The sequence below is a fragment of the Pedobacter superstes genome (assembly GCF_037622515.1).
Lineage (GTDB): Bacteria > Bacteroidota > Bacteroidia > Sphingobacteriales > Sphingobacteriaceae > Paradesertivirga > Paradesertivirga superstes.
Genome location: NZ_JBBJCN010000002.1, coordinates 106,220 through 128,498, shown reverse-complemented (window position 1 = coordinate 128,498; position 22,279 = coordinate 106,220). Strand labels below are relative to the sequence as shown.

Sequence of the window (22,279 nt, the reverse complement as noted above, 5' to 3'; positions counted from 1 at the left end):
CTTCGTTTTTTACACAAGCAAATGCTATCACCTTTCGCACCAAATGGACAAATTATATGGTCGAAACGGTAACAACTTAGCCTTAAGGTATATCAAACCCTTAGTCTCAAAAAACGATACTTTTGTAAGCTAGTGATCGGTATGTATTCACTAGTTATAAATAATTTTAAGAGAGAGCAAACCATGGAATTAAAAGACTTCATTTCAGACTCTATTAAACAAATTACTGATGGACTTATAGAAGGTCATGAATATATTCAACAAAAGTCGCCAGGTGCTTTTGCAAAAGACAATTCGAAATCACAGAAATTCGCAGACTTTGAAGATCCCGAGATTGAGGCCAGGACTTGTCTTATAAAACGATAGTATGAATAACTATATGCTTATGATGAAAAAGGTAATGAAAGTCTGGTGAAAGTTTTCCGAGCAACTCACACCTTAAATATCAAAAAGAGATAAATGATGAGGGACTGCTATAGTCCCTTTTATACCAGTTTATAAGGACGGTTAAAAGCCTCCTGCCTTACTTTGAAGTACTCTGCAAGCTTCCTGATTACTTCTTTAGACAAGCCTTTTTTATAGTTTAATATATCAGAGACATAACCTTTACTGATGCCGAGAATAGTGGTTAAATCCTGAGGTTTCATATGGTGGTCCTCCATAAAGGAGCGAAGCATGATGATAGGATCAGTTTCCTGGAAGGAATTGTTATCCTCATCATATTTCTCAATTAAAAGCGTAAGCAGGTCAATCTCATCCTGCACTTGTTCAGTATGGTCCTCGCTCAATAACCTTTCCAATTGATCGCAATATTCGTTATACTGGCCCTTGTTCTTTATTATAGTATATTTAATCGCTTTCGTTACCATGGTCAGTAGATATTAATTGTGTAATGGTCACCTTGCTTGCAAATCTTGTCGTATTCGGCATGTGTTCCTATCCAGCAAACAAATAAATGAGCTCGCTTCGCCCAGAAGACATACTTGCAGATCATCCTGAAATTATTACCGCCAATATCAAAGATTACCCGGTTACTGCTTTTCCCTAAAAGGTCGACAGTGTTAAACGGCTCCTTCATATCGCCTGGTTGTTCCTAGCCGGCATACTTTAACTTTTCCACCCAATCCTCTAAAGAGGTTTTACTTCTGGGCTGTTGATGGGCGAACTCTTCTAAAGTTTGCTTCTTGATCAGATGAACTTTCATTAGAACTCGATGTTTATTTATGCATGGCAACTGATTATTTCGATTTTTAATTTTCAATGTTGGTATCACGGTATTACTAACGTAATCGTAGTGTTTTGACTCCTTGTTCTCCATTAACCCCAACGTAAGCTCCATCGTCAAAATTAACACCAGATCTATTGCAGTCGGGAAAACAAGAAACTGTGAAAGAAAAAGGGATCAGACTCTTAGCCAAACCACTTGGCAGATCTTCGGCGGTGAAAAAGAACACGTAAGACCAGGGGCACGCAATCCGGAGAAGGAAAATCCGGTCAGGCCAAAACCGTATTCCCCTTTAAAGCACAATTCCAACTAACGATACAGAATACAGAACGTGACTAAAAGTAGCATGCGCACAATAAAAGCCCCACTTTCTGTGATGCTTTTGCCCGCCTGAATGTGCGCTTCTCGAACCTTTTAGAAGCTTTACAAAAACTTGCTCAATTGGGCGAGTAATTTATTGTCTAATATTCTATTAATGAAAGACCGGTCTGGGGGACAGTACCGGCCTTTCTTATTAACCAATTTAAAGGAGGGACAAATACATCAAAAACAAGACGTGGAGCAACGGCTCAAAGCTGTCATAAATTTCTACATAGAATTGTGCAATCGGCTCTCCTGCTAGTATGAAAATCATACTTTCACTAAAAGTATTTATATATGAACCCCTAACGTATAATTAACTTCGGTCAAGTTGGGCTCTTCACTATTGGTCCTTTTTAACCGGCTCTTTAGGAGGTTCAACAATGTCGATGTATTTTTTATATAGTTGAGACCAGTTGCGGCCCTTAGAAATTAAATACTGCTCGTTTTTGGTACGGTATATTTCAAATATTTCGATTACCAGCTTCACAGTCTTGTAATCGATAGATTGCTCGCGCGCTTGCTTTAGGTTGGATACTATTACTTTTTCTTCCTCGGCGGTCAGGTCGGGCACGATCATTTTGTATTTGCTAAGGGTTGATGCCAGTTTGTCTTTCGTGTATTTATCCAATACCAGCTCAACCTCTTGCTCGGTAAGATCCTTACGCAGGCCGGCCATGAGGTCGTCATGCACATTTTTTGGCATGGCCGATGAAGCGATCAATTGCCTGTCTAAAGGACCTAAGGCCCTGCCGGTAGTGGGGTTTATTCCAGCGGGAACGGTTTCGTAACTATGGGAATAATGCCAGTCGTGCACAGCTTTTAAGTGCGTAGTGATAAGCGCCTTTATACGATTTTCTTTATCAGCATTATTCAGCTTTAATGAAGCTGTCCATTCGGCGGCATTCTTGTAGATAGCGGCTTCTTCATTTGCCAGCTGTTCGGGAGTGGCTTTTTGGGTAGTGCTTAGCTGGGCCTTTGCAGAAAAGGATAGCACAGCTGCGATCATTAAAATAATTAAGTTTTTGGTATTCATACTTTTTAAGCTTTAAGCGGTTTTAGTTTAATTTGATAAGTATCAGGTGCTTTCTTACAAACACCGGACATCTTGCAGCAGTCGTTTTATTCAACTTTTGCCAGCTTCCTGGACATCCCCTGCAATACACTGAGTACTTCTGCAAGGATATGTTAAGGTGAAGCAATGTGTATTGTCAATAATAAAGAACGGTTTGGCGACCCTGCTTTTCACATTTTTATTTAGAAGTTAAGGTGTCTGTATTTTTATTCGGATCCTTCCAGTTTAGTTTCTTTAAAGGATCAATGTTGTGAATAAACTTTTCAATATTTGTATACCCGTCGCCATTAATATCAGAAACTGCGTCAGCCGGATCTTTAGGGTTTAATCCATACTTCTTTTCCCAGGTATCCGGGATACCGTCATTATCTGAATCCTTATAAGGAGTACCCTTATATTCCGGGTATCCTCCAACCTGACTGATGTCAGTAATGATACCATCCTGATAGGTTGTTTTTCCGGTTCGAACCTCGTTTATAATACGAATATCAACCGCATCTCTTCTAGGTAATGTAGCCCCCGAATTTTTAAGAACAGTTTCGTAAGCCACCTGAGCAGAAGTTATGGTAACAGGATCCATCGGGAATGGCTTATTCACTTTGATATAATTCAAATGTTTCCCTGCATCCGGCAATTCAGCTACCTGTATTCCTCCGTCCCAATTATTTTTAGTGACTTTCTCATTGCCCTCCATGATATTGCCATCAGCATATACCCGTCCTAAAATAAGTGTGTCTTTTCTGGCCCTGTCTCCCTGAGGTTGGAGAATTCGATATCCTGCCGGACGATCTTTAATAGTTGCTGGCCCTGGTTTGTAGTAATTATTAATTACATTAAACATCGAACGATGATCACCGCCGTCTGCAGAACGATGCTTCCAGTTAAAGACTACATTATTAATCATTGTAAAATCACCGTGCATACCAATTGATGGATTTCGGGCGATGTTGTTCGCCCATAAGTTACGCATGAAGGTGCTGTTCAATCCTCCAATCGTGCTTCCATAGGCATGACGATAAGTATTTAAACACTCAGAAAAAATAGAATTTTGTATACTGATATTAACTGTTGGCATTTTTTGAAGCGGAGATCCATCTCCGGCATCATACATGTGACGGTACCAGGACATATTCTCATCAAGTCCCCAACTGGCTGAAACATGATCCAGCATAATGTTTCCAATGGGATTTCCTCCGATAGCATCATCCCGACGCTCATATTTGGCTTCACCACGGCGAAATCTCATGTGCCTGATCACGACATCGTGAGTATTGACCCAAATTGATTCACCTGCAACACAAACACCGTCTCCCGGAGCAGTATTTCCTGCAATTGTTATATAGGGAGCGCGGACAACAATAGGAGATTTTAAACGAATGATACCGGCAATATTAAATACTATTATTCTCGCTCCGCCTTCTTCACAGGCTTCTCTCAAGGAACCGGGGCCGCTGTCAGATAAATTTGTCACGACGAAAACACGTCCTCCGCGCCCTCCAAACGAATACGCTCCACCTCCCTCTGCACCAGGAAAAGCAGGTATTTCAGCTTGTGGTAAATCTTTAGGGCTGGATGCCCATTGTATAAACGGTTTACCCCGTTGAGCATCACGATCAATGATAATCCTGGCTCTTTCCCATGCTTTATCAGACAGCGCCTTGGCTTCCCCAAGTACCGAATCACCTGTAGCGGTGGAGCTTCTGGTTATCATTGGAAATTGTGCGTATGCCGAAGTAGCACTTGCAAGAACTATTAAATTGGTAAATACTTTTCTAAGTAAGAAAAAGCTTATTTCTTTCTGCATGAATATTAGATTTTATTTTGGGATATACTTAGAGCATTAAATGGTAAGGACTGACTAAAGATGTGGCTCACCATCAGATGAACCACATTTAAGAGTTGAAACTTTTTCTTGAGAATTTAACGTTACAATAATGGATCAAATGTTCCTGGCTGTCCTGTGAAATTAGGCCATCCTTTTGTTTGTTCCAGATATGGAGAAGCAATTAAAACATTTTGATTAAATCCCAAAAAATAATATTCATTATACCAGGTAAACTTCCAGTTTGCCGGATTAGTAAGATCCACATTATCCCTGGTGATAATTTCAAAATGGTTATCATACAAATAATCTAAATAGGCATCATAATTAGCGAAGCCGGCAGGTAAAGCACCCGGCTCGCGTTCTCTTACCGTTGCGACGCCTCCAATTTTGAAAAGCGGATCATCGTTTCCGATATATTTAGATCCATCAGCTTTTTTTACAGAGATCCACATTCCGGTTCTGCGAGTACCGTTTAAAGGGGTAATTCCCAATCTTGCGGCTGTTCCAAAATCGTTATTGAATAACATCCACCTTTTCAAATCCCAAAAACGTTTGCCTTCATAGGCCAGCTCAATTTTTCTTTCGTTAAGTACGGCTGCAAAGTGCTCATCCCGAGTAGCTATGCCACCTAAGCCGTAAGTATTTCCGTTACTTTCCACTCCGGCACGTCTTCTGATAGACTTGATCAAATCCAGCCCTTCCGAAAGCTTGTCAAAACCAATAGCAGACTCTGCTAAATTTAATACAACTTCGGCGAAACGCATTTCCATTCCATCTGTAGCACTAAACTCAAAGTTATTGGCATTACTTGCATTTGGATCGGTTCCCTTTCGCAGGTAAATCCCTGAGGCGTTTGCCCCTCTAGTCTCCGTACTTCTGTTAGGAACGTTACTGTTTGCAGCGGCTGTACTTGTGAACCAGGAATACGTCCACTGCCTGAAAGATGAATTTCCTGCATAAGGCCATAGAGCACCATTGTAAACAAAGGTCTTATAAAAACGAGGATCCCTGTTTTTGTAGAACTTTTTAGGATCATAAGTATAAGCAGAAGTTGGGTCGCCTCTCATTTTTCCGTCTTTCATTGGAAAGGCATCCAGCATTTCTTTTGTAGCTGATATCGCTCCATCGCCCAGAACTTCTTTTGAGCGGGCGTTTTTTTCCCATCCATTATTTCTTTGGAGCTGATCTGTTGTTGTTGTATTAAAATTAATGACGATAACAGCTTCGGGATTTTGCCCAGCATTCGTAGTTTGGTCGAGAAACATCTTTTCCCAGGCCTCTGCGTTGGCCAGGTTTCCTGCTTCGTAAAGACCATATGCATTTGCTTTTAATAAATCGTGTGCCTCCTTGTTGGCGTTATAAGATCTTTCCCAGCGTGTTTTGTCATCGTTACGATTAAAAAGAGGACTTGCCCAGGTCAAAAGAACCCGGCCTTTAAGAGCTGCTGCTGCACCGCTTGTAATTCTGCCCCAATTTGCAGCAGGATTAGGCCATCTGCCAGGCAGCATAGTAACAGCTGCATCCAGGTCTTTTACGATCTGCTCTAAGGTTTCAGAAGATTTGCTTCTTGCAACGTCATTGCTTCCATCTCTGTTGGCAGGATTTTGCGCCGTTAAAATTATCGGTACTCCACCATATCGCCTTAATAATTCAAAGTACTGATAGGCTCTCCAAAAAAGCATCTGCCCCGTAAGCTCCTTCCTAGTATTCTCAGGTAAGCCATACTTACCTATTTCATCAAGGAAAAGATTGATCTGTCTGATCCTTGAATATGAATTATTTTGAATCCCCGTTCCAAGCGGTTCTCCAAAATACTCTGAAGCGTGCGCCTGATTGACAGCAATTGCGTTCCAGGGACGGTTCCAGTCTGACTGACCTCCTAATTCTTCTGTTGTTTGAGTTAAATCGTCATTAAATTCTCCTCTCCGCCCGTTTTGAATATTTACAAATGAGTTTCCGTTATCCCCAGGTTGAAACAAACCATAGATATAATCAACATATGCCTGGGCCATGAAAGCATCCTTAAATACATGCTCATTTACTCCCGTAAAGTCTTCTTTCTCTTCCAAAAAGTCGTCCTTACACGCACTAAACACTAAAATCATAGCGGTAAGAACTAATAATACTTTATTATTTTTCATACAATTTTATTTAATCACTCTTAAAGTGATAGGTTCAAGCCTAAAGAATAAGTTCTGATTACGGGGTAATTATCCCAGCTAACTTCAGAGTCTCTGTAATCATATGGATTGTAAAGATTAAACGGATTTATAGCAGTTAATGAAATACGGGCATTTTTAACCCTTAGTTTCTCTGAAAACTGTTTGGGTAAACTATAGCCGAGATTTAAATTTCTCATTCTCATCCTGAATGAATCTACCTGCCAAAACTCTGATACAGGATCAACGCTTATTGCTCTATTAGCGGGATTAGGCATATTACCGCTGGGGTTTAATTCGGGATCATAGATATTATTCCAAATAACAGGCTGGTTCTGGTCAAGGTCCTGAATTCTGGAGTCCATATTACTTCTGCCGGTATGATCGGCCCAGCCACCAAAAGAACCATCAATTACAGCATCCAGGCTAAGTCCTTTGAAACCGGCTCTGAGCGTTATTCCATACCCATAGTGATTACTTTTCTTTTTGGATAACCGGATCTGGTCATTGCTATCAACAATTCCATCGGGTGTGGCGAAAGTTCCGTCAGCTTGCAAAGGGCCTCTAACATCTCTATAATATAACATTCCAGGCTCTAAATCTACCGCATTAACAGTGTGGACTGATTTGATATTATATTGTTGAACATAAGCATCTATTTCTGCCTGATTACGGAACATTCCTAAATAATCATATCCCCATTGCCCGTTGTCATTAGATTGCCCTGGTTGAGCAATCCAGGGGAAGACTATTTGAGTAGGAGAGAAATTTGCCTGGTGAACTTTATTATCATACCATTGGAAACGCGTATCAATACCGTAGTTAAAATTCCTTCCTATTTTATCGTTCCATCCTAAACCAATTTCGTAACCAAAAAGGTCAGCCTTTCCATAATTTTCAGCGGCGACAGATCCTCCTAAAGTAACCGGAAATCCTGCCGTTCTTGATATTAGCATATTTGATCCCCGGTTTAAAAACCCTTCTATAGTAGCAGAAAGGCGAGAATTCAAGAAGCGTGCATCAATACCTAAATTTTGTTTTAATTGATCGCTCCAGGTTGCATCACGATTTGGTGATGTCTCCATCTTCATACCAGTGCCTGCAGGAATATTTAAAGCAGTACCGAACACGCCCCCCTTACCATTCTGATAAGTATAACGTTGTCTCCATTGCCAAATATTGGTATCATCTGCTCCTAACTTACCAATTGAATATCTCAGTTTTAAAAAGTTAATGGCGGGAACTTTGAAAAAACTTTCCTCAGAAATTACCCAGCCTGTGCCCAGGGAATAAAATTTACCCCAGTAGTTTTCAGGAGCAAACTTTGTAGAGGCATCACTGCGGAACATAAAGTCGACAAGATATTTATTAGAAAAGCTATAATTAGCACGTCCTACATAGCCCAAAGCACCTGTCTCAAAAGCAGTTGAACTGCCACCTATTTCTCCAAAAGCAGTACTTAACTGACCATTGGTACCTATAATCGGGTTATCTCGACGAACTTCTTCACGATTAGAACCTGTTTCTTGCCGTTCCAGTGTAAAAAACCCTCCAATAGTGTGTTTTCCAAAGACTGCGTTATAGGTTGTTGAGAAGTTAAACTGGGTATTGAATCCTCTGTCATTAAAAAACCGTACCCGGTTATCATTAGAAATTTGTACCCGTTCAGGATTTGTTGCACCTTCAAAAAGGTGTCTATTAGCACCCGTTTTAGTAAGGAAATCATACACATAGTAACGACCTCCGATTCTGGATTCAGCGCTATTAGTAAAGTTCTTTGCATAAGAAGCACGTGCCTTTAATCCTTTTATAAAAGGAATTTCGTACTCAGTATATAAATTTATAATAGTACTGCGACCGTCGGTTTCTCTATAGTTATTAGTGGCCTCTATTTCATTAAAATGATATCCACTACCCGGAACCCTTACAGGGAGACCATCCAGATACATAGGAATGTAGCGCGGAGCCTGTATAAGAGTCATATAATCACGTTCGGCATTTTCGCCTCCTAACTCGTTATTGATTCGCGACATATCCTGGAAATTACCAGAAACCTGAACCCCTGCCTTGAAACCTGTTAATAAGTTTACATCAGCGCCTGCCCTGAATGTGTATTTGTTATAATCCAGTTTTCCTATATTTCCGTCCTGAGTGAAGTAAGAAAAATTGGCGAAATACGTCGAATTATTAGCCCCCCCACTTACATTAAATGTATGACGCATATTCTGAGAAGCTTTCCAGTTCTCATCTAACCAATCGTAGTTTACATTTTTAAGATGTTCGAGCTCATCGGGAGAAAAAAAGTAAAATTCCGGATCGCTTGTTCTATCAAATCCATTAGGACCATTCATAATATTAACATACTGGCCCATCTCGTAAGCGCTTAGCATTTTTGTCCTGTAAGCTTCGTCACTTGTTCCGAACTGGCCTGTATAATTTATCCGAGGAGGGCCTATCTTACCTCTTTTGGTGGTAACGATAACAGCGCCATTTCCAGCCCTTGAACCGTAAATTGCAGCTGCGGCATCCTTAAGAATAGTAATACTCTCAATTTCGGACGCATCAAGACTATTAAACAAGGTATTGTCAGGAGCGCCTTGTCCATTTATCTGGATCACGTCATCAATAACATATAAGGGAGAAGTTATGTTAGTGGTGGTAAGCGACATCGGATTCCTGATTGTTAAAGTCCCGGTAGTTCCAGGACGAGTAACGCCACCCTGCACACTTGCACCAAGCAATCTTCCCGCTATGGCTGTACTCAAATTACCAACAGGAAGTTCTTCGATTTCTTCACCTCTAATCGCATCTATTGCCGCTGTTGTAGCACCTTTAGTAGTAGTACCTCCATACCCGGTTATAATTACCTGCTCTAAAGACTGCGAATCCTCCAAAAGTTTTATATTTAGTCTGGTTACTCCGGCCACAGAGACTTCCTGTGATTTAAAGCCTATAAAACTAAAAACTAAAACTGCGGAGCCATCCAGTACCTGAAGCGAAAAAGCTCCATTTACATCTGTGGTGGTTGCCACGGTAGTGCCTTTAATCTTTACCGTTACTCCGGGTAAGGGCTCGCCTTTATCATCGCTAACTGCCCCTGTTACAGTAAAAGCCTTATCTGCAAAATTTTTAATTGAGATGACTACGAGATTTGAGCTTGTTTTTCTGTAAGACAGATTGGTGTTCTCGAGAATTGTCTGCATAACTTCATCGAGTGTTGCATCCTTGGTATTTACATCTTTTACCCTGGCACCACTAATTACATCGTCGTTATATAAAAACCGGTACTCCGTGATCTTCTCGATCTCACGTAAGACCTTTTTAACGGGTACATTACTTGCCTGAACAGTTATCCGGGTTTGGCTGTAACCTTTGGAAAATGTCTCAAAAGCTGAGATGAGTACAAGTAAAAGGATACATTTAAACATAATCAGAAATTTAAATAGGGAATTCGACTGGAAATAGCATTCCCAGTTATGTTTTTTTTGCATAATTTTGAATAGGTTAGTTAGAACTATTAGTTAATGAAACGAGCTAAAAGTTTGGTGATAACTACTAACGGGGAACGCGTCAACGTTTCCCGTTTTCATTTAAATAAAATCTGGGTTAACTATCTCTCATACACATCTTGTTTAGGTTATACATTGGTGGCTATTAAAATATTATTACCTGGTTTCGGGTAATTTTGAAGTTGAAGTTATATGATAATTGCAGGGCTCTTAGTGCTTCTGCCAGAGATTCATTCTCAAACCTTCCGGTGAACTGCTTTTCTAATAACTCTTTATCTTTTATGTGCATCTCTACGTTATACCAACGTTCTAAACGCTTTGCTACCTGTTTAAAAGGCTCAGAGTCAAAAGCAAGTTTGTTTTCGAGCCACAAAGCTTCGGATGGAAGGGTATCTTTTAAAGACTTATGCATATATTTAAGTGTAATAAGAGGTATCTCATTTGCATAAATGGATTTTTCACCTGATTGAGGAGCAGTTACTTTATTCCTTATAATAAGTTTTTCATAGGGCTTAAGAATAATTTCCTTTTCACTTGAATTAACCAGGTTCACCTGAATACTTCCATGAACTAACGAAGTTTCTGTCTGATCTTCGCTTAGGTAACTTCTTACATTGAAAGCTGTACCTAAAACTTTCAGATTAATAGAATTGGTTTTTACAATAAAAGGATGCTCAGGATCTTTTACTACATCGAAGAAAGCCTCGCCCTCTAACTTCACCTCCCTAAGTTTATCACCAAACTCTTTATTATAAGAAAGTTTACTTCCTGAATTGAGCCAAACCCGGGTCCCATCAGGCAGTTTAATTTTACTAATCCCTCGATCAGGCGCTGAAACCTCATTTAAATGAGCGATGGTTGGTGTTTCGGGTTTGATTAATACTAAGGAAAATAAGACCACAAGAATTGCTACCGCCGCGGCTGCCATCCAGTAGTAAGGTGTTGTTTTTTTAGGGTTTGCAAAATCGTCTGGCACCTGCTCTTCTGTTACAGCCAATTCATCTAACTTACGTTCAAGCCTGTCCCACTTCTCCTCAAGATGAGCACGAACTGGATGAGGAGGTGTTACCGGGTTTTGATTCCAGTATCTTTCAAGTTCTTCTACAGGATAAATTTCAGAGAATCCAGCTGAAAGGAATCTGTCTAATTGTTCCAATTCAGCCGAAGTAGCGTCACCGCTTAGTTTTTTTCCTACCAGTATCCAGAGTTTAGAAGAATCCATTTGATGGGCTTATACTTATAGGGACAGGAAAATTTGGAAAGACCCTAAAGAATTTTATTTTTTTTATTTATTAGCGATTGCCAGCTTCTCAGATATCTTTTTTAAGGCATTGCCGATATGGTATTCCACAGTTTTGACAGATACATTCAGAACCTCGGCAGCTTCGCGGTATTTCAAGCCTTCCTCTTTTACCAATTGAAAAACCAACTGACATTGAGGTGTAAGCTGTTTAATTGCGTTATAAATCTGGCTCTGTAAATCGAGACAGTACAGGCGCTGTTCCGAGTAAACATGAGGATCAACAGGATCAAAGTTGATATCGTCTATGCTAATAATAGGAAGTTTTTTCTTTTTCTCAAGATAGTTAAAGCAAAGGTTTTTCACGCAAACGAAAAGATAGACCTTTAGGTTATTTACCTGATAAAGCTTACTTCTATTCTGCCAGATCTTAATAAATGCATCATTAACGATCTCTTCAGCCTCTTCATTTGATTTGACGAAGGATGAAGCAAGCCGCAACATGTTAACATAGTAAAAAAGGAAAAGCTGCTTAAATGCCCTGCGATCTTCATTAAAGGAAACTTTAATCAATATTTCTCTTAAATCTTCATCACTCATACCTTGAATCGATTGGTCGCTACTAAACTAAATGTGCACATACGGGAAAATGAACGAGGTAGTTCAATTGCTTGGTTAGCATTATTATATACCAAATCTATTCAGGTTTGCTGTATATAACTTATAGGATATTTACATTAACCTGTAATATTTTGCCATTCAATTTTTCCAGATGAAAACACCTTGTTTATAAAAGTGGTCTTTTTCTTTTTTTTATCCTCCACTTGCCTTTATTGTATTGATGGAGATTGGAAGTTTTTAACTGGCGACCAGTAAGGAGTCCAGGATCTCAAAACACTGTGTCAGAACTGATGAAATTGTGTGAGAAATGTGTGAGAAATGTGTGAGAAAAATTCAGGCACTCGCAAAAGGTATTTGTAAGTGCCTGATTTTAAGTGACCTGGGAGAGGCTCGAACTCTCGACCCACTGATTAAGAGTCAGTTGCTCTACCAACTGAGCTACCAAGTCGACGGCCTCAAAGTAACGAAATATTTTAATAGAGAAACAAGAATTAATAGTAATTCTCTTAATGTTCAAGCTTTGCAGGCAAACTTTCGGGAAATACTTATTCCAATCAGGCAAGGGAATGTTTTTAGAGAAATCTGACCTCCGGATGAATAATTATTTCGGGTTGAGAATTTAAATTTCTATTGCTTTAAAATACTGATATGGTCAAGCGCTTCTTTTGCTTCAGCGGGTCGGTTAGTTCCGATTAAAAGTTTTGCACCATCTGTAAAAATAAGCTGAATACCCTGGTTTCCTGAGATGTTAAATGCCCTGCCTTTTCCAAATAATCCAAGCCGGTAACCCCAGCCGCCGTATTCTGAAATAGGTTCATATTTTCTTACGAACGCTTGAGATATCTTATCCCAGGAATACTTTCTGAACTTTAAATGGAGTGGAAAAAAACGCACATAGATTCCATCGTCCTTAATTGTAGTATCAAGCCGTGTGCAGGCTATAAATAAGGTGACTGATAATGTAATTAGGGTTGTTACAATAAGGCCGGTATTACTCATCAGTTTGCCTTCTAATTGCTCGGGCATTATAAGCTGCCTGATGGTTTTATCTATAAAATAAATATTGATACCTAACAAAATAATCCAAATCCAGATTTGTCTAAAACGTTGCTGTTCAATAAAAAGAACTTCATCTTCCATGACTGATTTTTTATAATGTTAAAGATATTAATCCCATTCTGCAAGCGGAAACGCCTGAAACTCTTTTCAAGATTATCAAAATATTCAGTTTTCATTCAAAAGCCAAACGCGTACTGCTTATCAAATCAGAATAGATGATTAGTCACAATCTGGAATTCCAAAGACATGGGTCTCTGTATTAGTAGATAATCCAAAGCTTTCTCCTCTTGAGGTTTGCCACCAAAATTTTCCGCGCTGTTTAGCTGTATTATATTCATTCATTGTTTCAGCGTCGTACAGGCGTCCGTTAACCATCACATATTTTATTTTTTCAGAATTACGGATATCATTTAATGGATTTTCGTCAAGTATAATTAAATCAGCGAGTTTACCCGGTTCAAGAGATCCAAGCTCTCTGTCAATACCTAAATGCTGGGCTCCATTTAAGGTTGCACTTCTTATTGCCTGTAAAGGCGACATTCCGCCCTGTGTAAGCATCCAAAGTTCCCAATGGGCGCCAAGTCCCTGTATTTGTCCGTGAGAACCAAGATTGATCCTGGTGCCTCCATCTGCCAACTGCCTGGTTGCTTTGGCTACTTCAATATGCCCGTAGTCTCCAAATTCGGCCGTAGTTCTGCGGCGTGAGCGGCTATCAATTATAGAACGCGGTGTAAAATTAAGCAGCCGTTCATTTTCCCAAACATTGGTACGGTCATACCAAAAATTTTCTCCAGATTGGGATCCGTAACTAACGATCAATGTTGGGGTATATGAGGTTTTACTTGCGTTCCATAACGATTTTACATCTTTATAAATGGGCACCGTTGGAATGTTATGCTCAATGCTGGTATGTCCGTCGAGAATCATCGACATATTGTGGAAATAGGTCGAACCGCCTTCTGGTACTACTTCCATTTTTAACTCCCTGCCTGCCTGAATTATCTGCTGCCTTTGATCGCGACGAGGCTGGTTGTATGATTTAACCGTGAAGGCTCCAACCGATTTCATTCTCCGCAGATGCGATTTTGCGTCTTCATAACTATTCGTAACCGCTTTGAAATCGCCATCGGCGCCGTATAATATAGTCCCGGTAGAAAAAAGACGGGGCCCGACCATTCTTCCTGCTTTAAGCATCTCCGACTGACTGAAAACCATTTCAGTATTACTGGAGGGATCATGCGAAGTGGTTACCCCATAAGCCAGATTAGCGAAATATGACCAATCCTGCTGCGGAGAGATTCCGTCCGGACTAACGGGTAAATGGGCGTGCACGTCAATAATGCCCGGCATTATTGTTTGTCCGGTGGCATTAATAACCTGAGCATTTTCCGGAACTTTCACCTGATTTGTTGGGCCTACTTCAACAATCTTGTTTTGATCAATAACGATGGTGCCCTCTTGAATTACTTCATCTCCTTTCATCGTTATGATCCTGGCGTTTGTAATGGCAATTTTCCCTTTCGGGATGTCGGATTTAAGCTTCAATCCTATTTGAATGCCTGTACTGTCAATGGCGGGAAGGGTAGACGATGCTCCATCCACGAAAGTGAAAGAGTTTTTTATTTCCCTTGAAAAGTACTCAGGTCCCTGTGTCCAGTTCAGCTTTTTACTATCGCGGCTCCAGTGCAGGGATATGCCTGCATCCCGGGTGACTTTGGTTAGGGGTAAGGATTTGTTTGTTGATGATAAATCCAGAGAGTTACTGGAGTTCACCAAAGGGGTAATGTACGCATTGAATAACTCTGTAAATGCTAGCCATTTACCATCCGGACTTGGAACGAACTGATTGGCATACTGCGAAGTATAATGCCTCCGCAATGACCCTCCATTAATATCCATGCTTTTAAACTCTTTTTTTCCAGCTTCAGACGCTTGAAAATAAATGCGCGTATCGCTATTTCCAAACACCGGACGAATTCCGCTATCGGATATTTTTAACGGGGTGCCGCCATTTGAGGACACGATATAGATTCCAGGATTTTTCCCGAAAGCAAAACCAAGAGTATTGTTGCCACTCCCTTTACGATAAACCACCTTATCGCCCTTGTTAGAAAACTTTGGAGAATAATAAAACCCTTTCTCTGTGGTTAAGCGGGTTGTTTTCTGGCTCTTTATTTCAATCTTATTTATTGAAGCCTTATTATCGTCGCTCCATGAAACATACACCAGAAATTTACCATCCGGGCTAAATTCGGGTTCGAATTCGAAGTCTGTTCCATCGGTTAAGCGCTCTGGCTTTCCATTTGGCAGATCTTTCATATAAATATATCCGGCGGCATTAAATGCTACTTTTTTTCCATCAGGTGAAGTGGTTAACTGGCGGATCATTTTAGAATCAAACTCTTCAGTGAAAACATTGTGCTTAAATTGAACAGCTTCGGCAATGGTGTGATTGGCGTTAACTTCAAATGGGATTACGGAAGTTTCCTGCGTATTGATATTAAGTTGTCTGATTTTTCCTTTTGCATAAAAAATGATGTTTTTGCTATCTGGTGTCCAGGCGAAGGTTGGATAAACTCCGAATATTGCCCATGCTTCCTGCTGATCATGGGAGAGATCTTCATATACGGACCACTCTTCCCCGGTTGCCAGGTCCTGTACAAAAAGCGCAGACTTCAACCGCACGCGTTTTACAAAGGCCATTAACTGGCCATCGGGCGAAATCCGTGGCCTTGCCGCGCCGCCTTGCCCTCCCGCAACGGTTTCGATATCGCCGGTTTCACGGTTTAATCTCTTTATAGAATAGATTTCTCCATTGGGGTCCTTGTTGTATTGAAAGAAAGGTCCCTGACTTACATCTTCACTAAAATAAAGGTATTTCCCATCCGGGGAAACCTCCGGTTCACCGGCATCCTGCTGATCATTTTTCTTTTTAGTGAGCTGTATACCTTCACCACCCGAAAAATGGTACATCCACATTTCGCCTGCACCTAAAGAGCGGGTGCTTGTGAAGTGTTTGCGGGCTATTAAATATTGATTGTCGGGTGTCCAAACAGCATTATTCAGCAAACGAAAGTTCTCTTTAGTAACCTGGCGCTTGTTTGAACCGTCAGAGTTCATAATCCATATATTATCGCCGCCATCCTTATCGCTGGTAAAAGAAATCATTTTGCCGTTAAAACTAAACCGTGGCTGAACTTCAAAAGCCGAACCGCCAGCAAGAATTGCTGCCTTTCCGCCTGCTATTGGCATTTTATAGATATCGCCTAAAAGATCGAACACTATTTCCTTCCCGTCGGGACTAACATCAAGGTTCATCCAGGTGCCTTCATCCGTTGTAAAGGAGATGGATTTTGTGGGGCCGGTGGGTTTTTCAACGTTCCATTTGGGCGTCTCAGATTTTGATTGACTATATGCGGTATTTACAAACAGGGCTATTAATATGGCGCAAACTTTATTCATTCTTCTGGATATGGACACAAATATATCGTTCTGTTGATTTATGAACTAGGTTTTGGAGTAATTATTATGATAGGATTATTAGCTTTGACCCAATGACAATTTACCAGGTCCTTAAAAAGTATTGGAACTTCGATTCTTTTCGCTCCCTGCAGGAAGAAATAATCCAGTCTGTTTTAGAGGGCAAAGATACGCTGGCACTTTTACCTACCGGTGGCGGAAAGTCGGTTTGTTTCCAGGTTCCGGCCATGGTGAAGCCAGGTATCTGTATTGTTGTTTCTCCTCTAATCGCGCTGATGAAAGATCAGGTAGAGAATTTGAAAGCGAAAGGTATTGAAGCTGTTTCCATTGTTTCAGGAATGGGGAAGCGTGAAGTGGATATTATGCTGGATAACTGTGTTTACGGGCAAATCAAGTTTTTATATGTATCACCCGAAAGGTTAATGTCTGATCTGGTCCGGGAGCGGATCAAGTATATGAACGTAAACCTTTTCGCAATTGATGAGGCGCATTGTATTTCGCAATGGGGATATGATTTCAGGCCGCCATATTTGCAATTAGCAGCTTTACGCGATTTACATCCTGATGTCCCGATTTTAGCATTAACTGCTACCGCCACAGAGACTGTTATTGAAGATATACAGGAAAAGTTAGGATTTAAAACCAGGAATGTTTTCAGGAAAAGCTTTGAACGTAAGAATTTAAGCTACATCGTTGCAACGGAAGAAAATAAATTCAGAAAGCTTATCACGATAGCCAGAAAAGTTAAAGGCACAGGTATCGTTTATGTAAGAAACAGGCGGGCAACCCAGGAAATTGCTAAACTACTTAACCGCGAAGGAATAAGCAGCGATTTTTATCATGCCGGTTTAACAACACCCGTCCGTTCGGATAAACAGGAAGCCTGGAAAAAAGGTGAAATACGGGTAATTGTAGCTACCAATGCTTTTGGGATGGGAATTGATAAAGCCGATGTTCGGTTTGTGGTCCATCTGGATTTACCCGAAAGCCTTGAAGCGTATTACCAGGAAGCAGGACGGGCTGGCCGTGATGAAAGGAAAGCTTTTGCAGTATTGCTTTATAATACTTCCGATAAAATCGCTCTGGAGAAAAAGTTTAGTCTGAGCTTTCCTTCTCTGGAAGAAATAAAACAGGTGTACCATTCGCTGGGTAATTATTTTCAGCTGGCTTACGGTGCAGGGGAGGGCCTGACCTTAGAATTTGACATTGGAAATTTTTGTTCGCGCTTTAAACTGGACGCAATTAAAACCTTAAACGCTTTAAAATTTTTAGAACACGACGGATACATCGCTTTAAGCGAAAGTGTATACCTACCGTCGCGGGTCAAAATTAACGTTGGATCGGAGGAGCTGTATCGGTTCCAGATCGAATATTCACAATATGATTCGTTTGTGAAAATATTGCTTCGTTCTTACGGTGGACTCTTCGAACAATATTCTCAGATACGTGAAAGCGACCTGGCCCGAAGAACGAATTTAAGTACCCAACAGGTTGTTAAAACCTTAGAAAAATTAGAAGAGCTTGAACTGCTTGGCTACCTTAAACAAACAGACAAACCTCAGATACACTATTTGAAGGGCCGGCTGGATAGTCCGAACTTGTTTATTGATACCAAATACATAGCTCAAAGGAAGATCATCATGCAGAAACAGGTGGAATCTGTAATTGAGTATGCAGAATCAAATAAATGCCGCAGTAAGTTATTATTAGAATATTTCGATGAAAAACAGGTTGAGAAGTGCGGGGTATGTGATGTGTGTATTGAAGAAAAACGTGCCGCTGAAAAAAGTTTTGTTTTTGAGCGTATAGCTTTTGAGATGATGGAAAGGCTCTCCGAAAAGCATTTTACTTTAGATGAATTGATCTCTTCAGTTCATTCAGGAAATGAAAAGGAGAGGATTGAAGGCTTAAGAATTATGCTGGATGCAGGAAAAATAAAGACGGATGGAGAGAAGTATTACATTTAATTAACCTAAAATCTCTTACTCAGGAACTTCCTCCCTGGGGATCTTTTTATCCAAATGGATCATTACCGGGGTAGCGGTGATACCATGGATAAGTACTGATATCAGGATCGTAAAAGCAACAATAGCCCACAATTCTTTTTCGTGAAGAAAAGGGATTTGCCTGAAAGCAAAAGCAAGATAGAAAATAGAACCGATTCCCCGGATTCCAAAAAAGCTTATCGCGAATTTCTCTTTTATATGAATTTCAGAACTGAAAATACTGGCATAGGCCGCTATAGGTCTAATTATAAATACCAGCATTACAGTAAATAAAGCCATTTTTAGAGTCAGCGCTTCCAAAACTCCGCTCGCTAAACTTCCGCCAAATAAAATAAGTACAACGGCAACCAGCAATCGCTCAGCCTGGTCGGTAAAAGAGTGCAGATCATCATGATAATCATGCTTTTTCTCAAAGTGCCGAAAGGTTATGGCGCAAATAAAAACAGCGATAAAACCATAAGCATGTATTAACTCAGTAAATCCATACACCATTAAGGTAAGGGAGACGGCCAGAAAGCCATCCCTGGTTTTAAGAACGGAATACTTTTCTCCCAGCCTGAAAACTAAATAGCCCACCAGTCTCCCGGCAAGGTATCCTACAGCGGCTCCAAAAATTAATTTGTAAAGGAAATGATATCCAAACCACGACCACAAACCGTCGTTTCCGATGTGCCCATGCGCTATACTGCTTAATGTGATTGCCAGCCAGGTAAATGGAAAAGCCATGCCATCATTCAATCCTGCTTCGGCCGTAAGTGAAAATTTGGTTTCAGATTTTTTTCCCGCGTTGGGTGGCCCCACCTGAACATCCGATGCCAATACAGGGTCTGTTGGAGCAAGTGCTGCTCCAAGCAATAAAGCAGACGCAATATCAAAGCCTAGCAGGGTATAGCCTAAAAGGGTTGCTAAAGCGATGCAAAGCAGCATTGCTATAGATACCAGTCTGATAGGAGATGACCAGTTTTTAAAAGAAAATGCACGGTCTATTTTAATGCCTGTGCCCATTAAGGATATAATCACTACCATTTCGGATAAGCGAACCACGAGCTCCTCATTCTTTTTTACATCCGGAACGGGCAGCCATCCGGGCACAATAGCAAATACAGCAATTCCGGCAAGTACATAAATGATGGCATACGAAATTCCGGTAAGTTTAGTAATGGCTGGCATCCATGCCATGCCAAAGGCCGCAACCCCAATAAGTGTGATTAACAGGATATATTCATCCATAACTGCATCCGATCAAATTTGGGGCCACTAAAGGTGGTTTTGATATGTTTAGAAACCTACAGACCCTGATAAAAATACAAAATAGAATTTTCATGTCGCTTTATTAACATGATTGGTATACTTATCATCAGTGTTAGCCTATATTACAAATAAGGCATTAAACTTTCTCTGCTATTAAAGTCTATTAAGTAAACAGAGAAAAAACATGAAAACAAAACTTACAAAAACCTTTACAGTAATAGTTGCTGTAATCGCTATCATCGCCAGCACTCAATTTGCTAATGCATCAATCATTACAACAGCTATAAGCGGTGTGAATAAAGTACACATTACTGGAAATGTTGAAGTATGTTTAATACAGGCCGAATCAGAAAGCTATAGCGTTTATAATACAGTTTCGGACGTCCAAATAACTTTTGCGGACAACCAGCTAAATATCTCATCTCATTCAAAAGAGCAACTAAAAGTTGTTTTAGCAGTTACAGATTTATCATCGATAGAAACTTTTGGTAATGCAGTTGTACATTCTTTAAATACATTGAAATCGGATGAAATGATAATCAGTCTGAACGACAGGTCCACTGCAAAAATCAGCCTGGATGTATGGGATTTGCGTATGGATGTTCAAAATTCGGCTGCTATAAAATTATCGGGTAGTTCGAAAAATCAACTGATATCTATTGAAGGAAACAGTAAACTGGATGCGACGGATTTTAAATTAAATGATTCGTATAATTTATCGGGCAGAGCTAAACTATATGTTACGCTTGACGGAGAGAAAACCACTATTCAAAACCACAAAGGGGGGATAAGAAGTTAGTTTAGAGTACTCGCCTTAGAATACTTGCCCGGTAAGGAGTATACCATCGACTGTTTTACAAATAAAGATGGTAAATTATTATTTTCCGAGGGAAGGGTTCGCAGGCGGATTTCTAATGGCATTAGCGTTAATTCTATAAAGGTTAAAAACCCGCAATTTCAAAAGATAGCTGCGATTATAAACAATACATTGTCCTTCGCGGAGTATGGTTTTTCCAGGTAAAAGAGCGGGCAAACGGAGAAATGGTACTTATGGAAATCTCTCCCAGAGTTGCCAGAACCATGCTCTGTTCAGGATTACCGGTGTAAACTTCATTCTCTTAAGTTTACTAGACAGAATGGGCTGTGATGTAAGTGTTTTACAAAACGAATTTGAAGCAGAGATTGATCGTGCTTTATTTGCCAGATTTATCCTTAATATAGAATATGAATATGTTTATGTTGATCTTGATGATACCATTATTGTTGACGATAAGGTTAACACCACCTTGATGAAATTTCTATATCAAAGCAAAAATTTCAGACAAAAAAATAATTTTAATAACTAAACATAATTTCAATATTACCGAAACTCTTAATCGGTTTGCTATAAGCAGTTTCATCTTCGACGAAATAGTTCATTTAGAAGAGTCTTTGAAAAAAAGTGACTTTATGAAATTCAGAAACTCGATTTTTATATGCAATTCTTTTGAAGAGAGGAACGAAGTATTAACCAGACTAAAAATACCTGTATTTGGATTAGATGCTGTAGAATCTTTGTTGTACTGGAAGGCTTAATTGCCCGTTTTATAAAAATATTAAAAAGAAATAAAAGTATCCTGCTCGCATGCTGGCGCAGGATACTTGTCGCGGTTATGCCAATTGCTTCTGGGTTTTCAAATTGCCGATAAACTCAGGGATTTTCTCCATATATGATTCATCGCCCAGTAATTTAACAAACGCGCTCCCTACAATAGCGCCATTAGCAAATTGGCTTGCTTTGCTAAAGCTATTATAGTCTGAAATACCAAAGCCTATCATAGTAGGATTTTTTAAATTCATTCCTTTTAACCGTGTAAAATACTCTTCTGTCACATCGGTAAGAGCAAGATGCTTTCCTGTGGTTGAGGACGATGAGAGTAAGTAGATAAAGCCATCGGTCAGCTCATCTATTTTATGAATACGCTCATCAGAAGTTTGAGGCGTGATAAGAAATACATTGCTTAGGTTATTGTCTTTAAAGGATTGTTTATACATTTCCTCATATTCATACATAGGGAGATCAGGAGCAATAACTCCATCCACACCCACTTCTTTACATGAAGTACAGAATTTCTCAACCCCGTATTGAAGGATCGGGTTAACATATCCCATGAGTAATACCGGTATGGTAACACGTTTCCTAAGATCTTTTAACTGCTGGAACAAAACCTTAAGTGTCATCCCGTTTTCAATCGATTTTAATGAACTGTTCTGAATGACGGGTCCATCTGCTAAGGGATCAGAGTAAGGTATTCCGATTTCCAGAAAATCTGCCCCAGCCTTTTCAAGTGCTTCCGCAATATCAAGAGTGCTGTTCAAATCAGGATAGCCTGCAGTGAAATATATTGATAAAACGTTTTCTTTTTTCTGTTCGAAAAGTTGATTAATTCTGTTCATTTTTTGAGATATGAGATACTAGATATGCGATTT

18 protein-coding genes and 1 tRNA gene are annotated in these 22,279 nt (G+C 40.0%); 5 read left to right on the top strand and 14 right to left on the bottom strand.

What is annotated here, in order from left to right:
* Nucleotides 1-141: 141 nt before the first annotated feature.
* Nucleotides 142-366, top strand: coding sequence for a hypothetical protein (locus WG906_RS05980; RefSeq protein ID WP_339991632.1), 225 nt, complete (start codon nucleotides 142-144; stop codon nucleotides 364-366).
* Nucleotides 367-485: 119 nt separating this feature from the next.
* On the opposite strand, the gene WG906_RS05975 is transcribed toward WG906_RS05980, so the two are convergent.
* The 12 genes from WG906_RS05975 to WG906_RS05925 form a co-directional block, all read right to left on the bottom strand.
* Nucleotides 486-869, bottom strand: coding sequence for a helix-turn-helix domain-containing protein (locus WG906_RS05975; protein WP_339991631.1), 384 nt, complete (start codon nucleotides 867-869; stop codon nucleotides 486-488).
* Nucleotides 870-871: 2 nt separating this feature from the next.
* Complete coding sequence (locus WG906_RS05970) at nucleotides 872-1,078, bottom strand: type II toxin-antitoxin system HigB family toxin (RefSeq protein WP_339991630.1); 207 nt, start codon at nucleotides 1,076-1,078, stop codon at nucleotides 872-874.
* Between the two features lie 15 nt (nucleotides 1,079-1,093).
* A complete protein-coding gene (locus WG906_RS19535) occupies nucleotides 1,094-1,204 on the bottom strand; it encodes a type II toxin-antitoxin system HigB family toxin (RefSeq protein ID WP_489737894.1) in 111 nt (36 codons plus the stop codon).
* A gap of 724 nt (nucleotides 1,205-1,928) precedes the next feature.
* On the bottom strand, nucleotides 1,929-2,621 hold the full coding sequence (locus tag WG906_RS05965) for a DUF3826 domain-containing protein (RefSeq protein WP_339991629.1): 693 nt from the start codon (nucleotides 2,619-2,621) through the stop codon (nucleotides 1,929-1,931).
* 217 nt (nucleotides 2,622-2,838) lie between these two features.
* On the bottom strand, nucleotides 2,839-4,464 hold the full coding sequence (locus WG906_RS05960) for a polysaccharide lyase (protein ID WP_339991628.1): 1,626 nt from the start codon (nucleotides 4,462-4,464) through the stop codon (nucleotides 2,839-2,841).
* Between the two features lie 122 nt (nucleotides 4,465-4,586).
* Complete coding sequence (locus WG906_RS05955; protein WP_339991627.1) at nucleotides 4,587-6,626, bottom strand: RagB/SusD family nutrient uptake outer membrane protein; 2,040 nt, start codon at nucleotides 6,624-6,626, stop codon at nucleotides 4,587-4,589.
* Nucleotides 6,627-6,646: 20 nt separating this feature from the next.
* Nucleotides 6,647-10,072: a SusC/RagA family TonB-linked outer membrane protein gene (locus WG906_RS05950; RefSeq protein WP_339991626.1), complete on the bottom strand. Its 3,426-nt coding sequence runs from the start codon at nucleotides 10,070-10,072 to the stop codon at nucleotides 6,647-6,649.
* A 226-nt stretch (nucleotides 10,073-10,298) separates the two neighbouring features.
* Complete coding sequence (locus WG906_RS05945) at nucleotides 10,299-11,375, bottom strand: FecR family protein (protein ID WP_339991625.1); 1,077 nt, start codon at nucleotides 11,373-11,375, stop codon at nucleotides 10,299-10,301.
* A gap of 63 nt (nucleotides 11,376-11,438) precedes the next feature.
* Nucleotides 11,439-11,993: an RNA polymerase sigma-70 factor gene (locus tag WG906_RS05940; RefSeq protein ID WP_339991624.1), complete on the bottom strand. Its 555-nt coding sequence runs from the start codon at nucleotides 11,991-11,993 to the stop codon at nucleotides 11,439-11,441.
* Nucleotides 11,994-12,389: 396 nt separating this feature from the next.
* Nucleotides 12,390-12,462 (bottom strand) — tRNA-Lys (locus tag WG906_RS05935).
* 179 nt (nucleotides 12,463-12,641) lie between these two features.
* Nucleotides 12,642-13,154 (bottom strand): hypothetical protein, encoded by a 513-nt coding sequence (locus WG906_RS05930; protein ID WP_339991623.1) that lies wholly within the window; start codon nucleotides 13,152-13,154, stop codon nucleotides 12,642-12,644.
* A 138-nt stretch (nucleotides 13,155-13,292) separates the two neighbouring features.
* Nucleotides 13,293-16,535 (bottom strand): amidohydrolase family protein, encoded by a 3,243-nt coding sequence (locus WG906_RS05925; RefSeq protein WP_339991622.1) that lies wholly within the window; start codon nucleotides 16,533-16,535, stop codon nucleotides 13,293-13,295.
* Between the two features lie 92 nt (nucleotides 16,536-16,627).
* Here WG906_RS05925 and WG906_RS05920 point away from each other — a divergent pair, with 92 nt between their 5' ends.
* Nucleotides 16,628-18,520 carry a RecQ family ATP-dependent DNA helicase gene (locus tag WG906_RS05920; RefSeq protein WP_339991621.1) on the top strand — a complete coding sequence of 631 codons (1,893 nt, stop codon included), beginning with the start codon at nucleotides 16,628-16,630 and terminating at the stop codon, nucleotides 18,518-18,520.
* Nucleotides 18,521-18,535: 15 nt separating this feature from the next.
* Here the strand turns inward: WG906_RS05920 and WG906_RS05915 are convergent, their stop codons facing one another.
* Entirely contained in the window at nucleotides 18,536-19,789 is a 1,254-nt protein-coding gene (locus WG906_RS05915) for a cation:proton antiporter (protein ID WP_339991620.1), read from the bottom strand.
* Between the two features lie 205 nt (nucleotides 19,790-19,994).
* Here WG906_RS05915 and WG906_RS05910 point away from each other — a divergent pair, with 205 nt between their 5' ends.
* The 3 genes from WG906_RS05910 to WG906_RS05900 all read left to right on the top strand — a co-directional run bounded on the left by WG906_RS05910 (nucleotide 19,995) and on the right by WG906_RS05900 (nucleotide 21,385).
* Nucleotides 19,995-20,609, top strand: a complete 615-nt coding sequence (locus tag WG906_RS05910) for a GIN domain-containing protein (RefSeq protein WP_339991619.1) — start codon at nucleotides 19,995-19,997, stop codon at nucleotides 20,607-20,609.
* Nucleotides 20,610-20,814: 205 nt separating this feature from the next.
* Nucleotides 20,815-21,156 (top strand): hypothetical protein, encoded by a 342-nt coding sequence (locus WG906_RS05905; RefSeq protein ID WP_339991618.1) that lies wholly within the window; start codon nucleotides 20,815-20,817, stop codon nucleotides 21,154-21,156.
* Between the two features lie 103 nt (nucleotides 21,157-21,259).
* A complete protein-coding gene (locus WG906_RS05900) occupies nucleotides 21,260-21,385 on the top strand; it encodes a hypothetical protein (RefSeq protein ID WP_339991617.1) in 126 nt (41 codons plus the stop codon).
* A 75-nt stretch (nucleotides 21,386-21,460) separates the two neighbouring features.
* Here the strand turns inward: WG906_RS05900 and trpA are convergent, their stop codons facing one another.
* On the bottom strand, nucleotides 21,461-22,246 hold the full coding sequence (gene trpA, locus WG906_RS05895) for a tryptophan synthase subunit alpha (RefSeq protein ID WP_339991615.1): 786 nt from the start codon (nucleotides 22,244-22,246) through the stop codon (nucleotides 21,461-21,463).
* Between the last annotated feature and the right edge of the window lie 33 nt (nucleotides 22,247-22,279).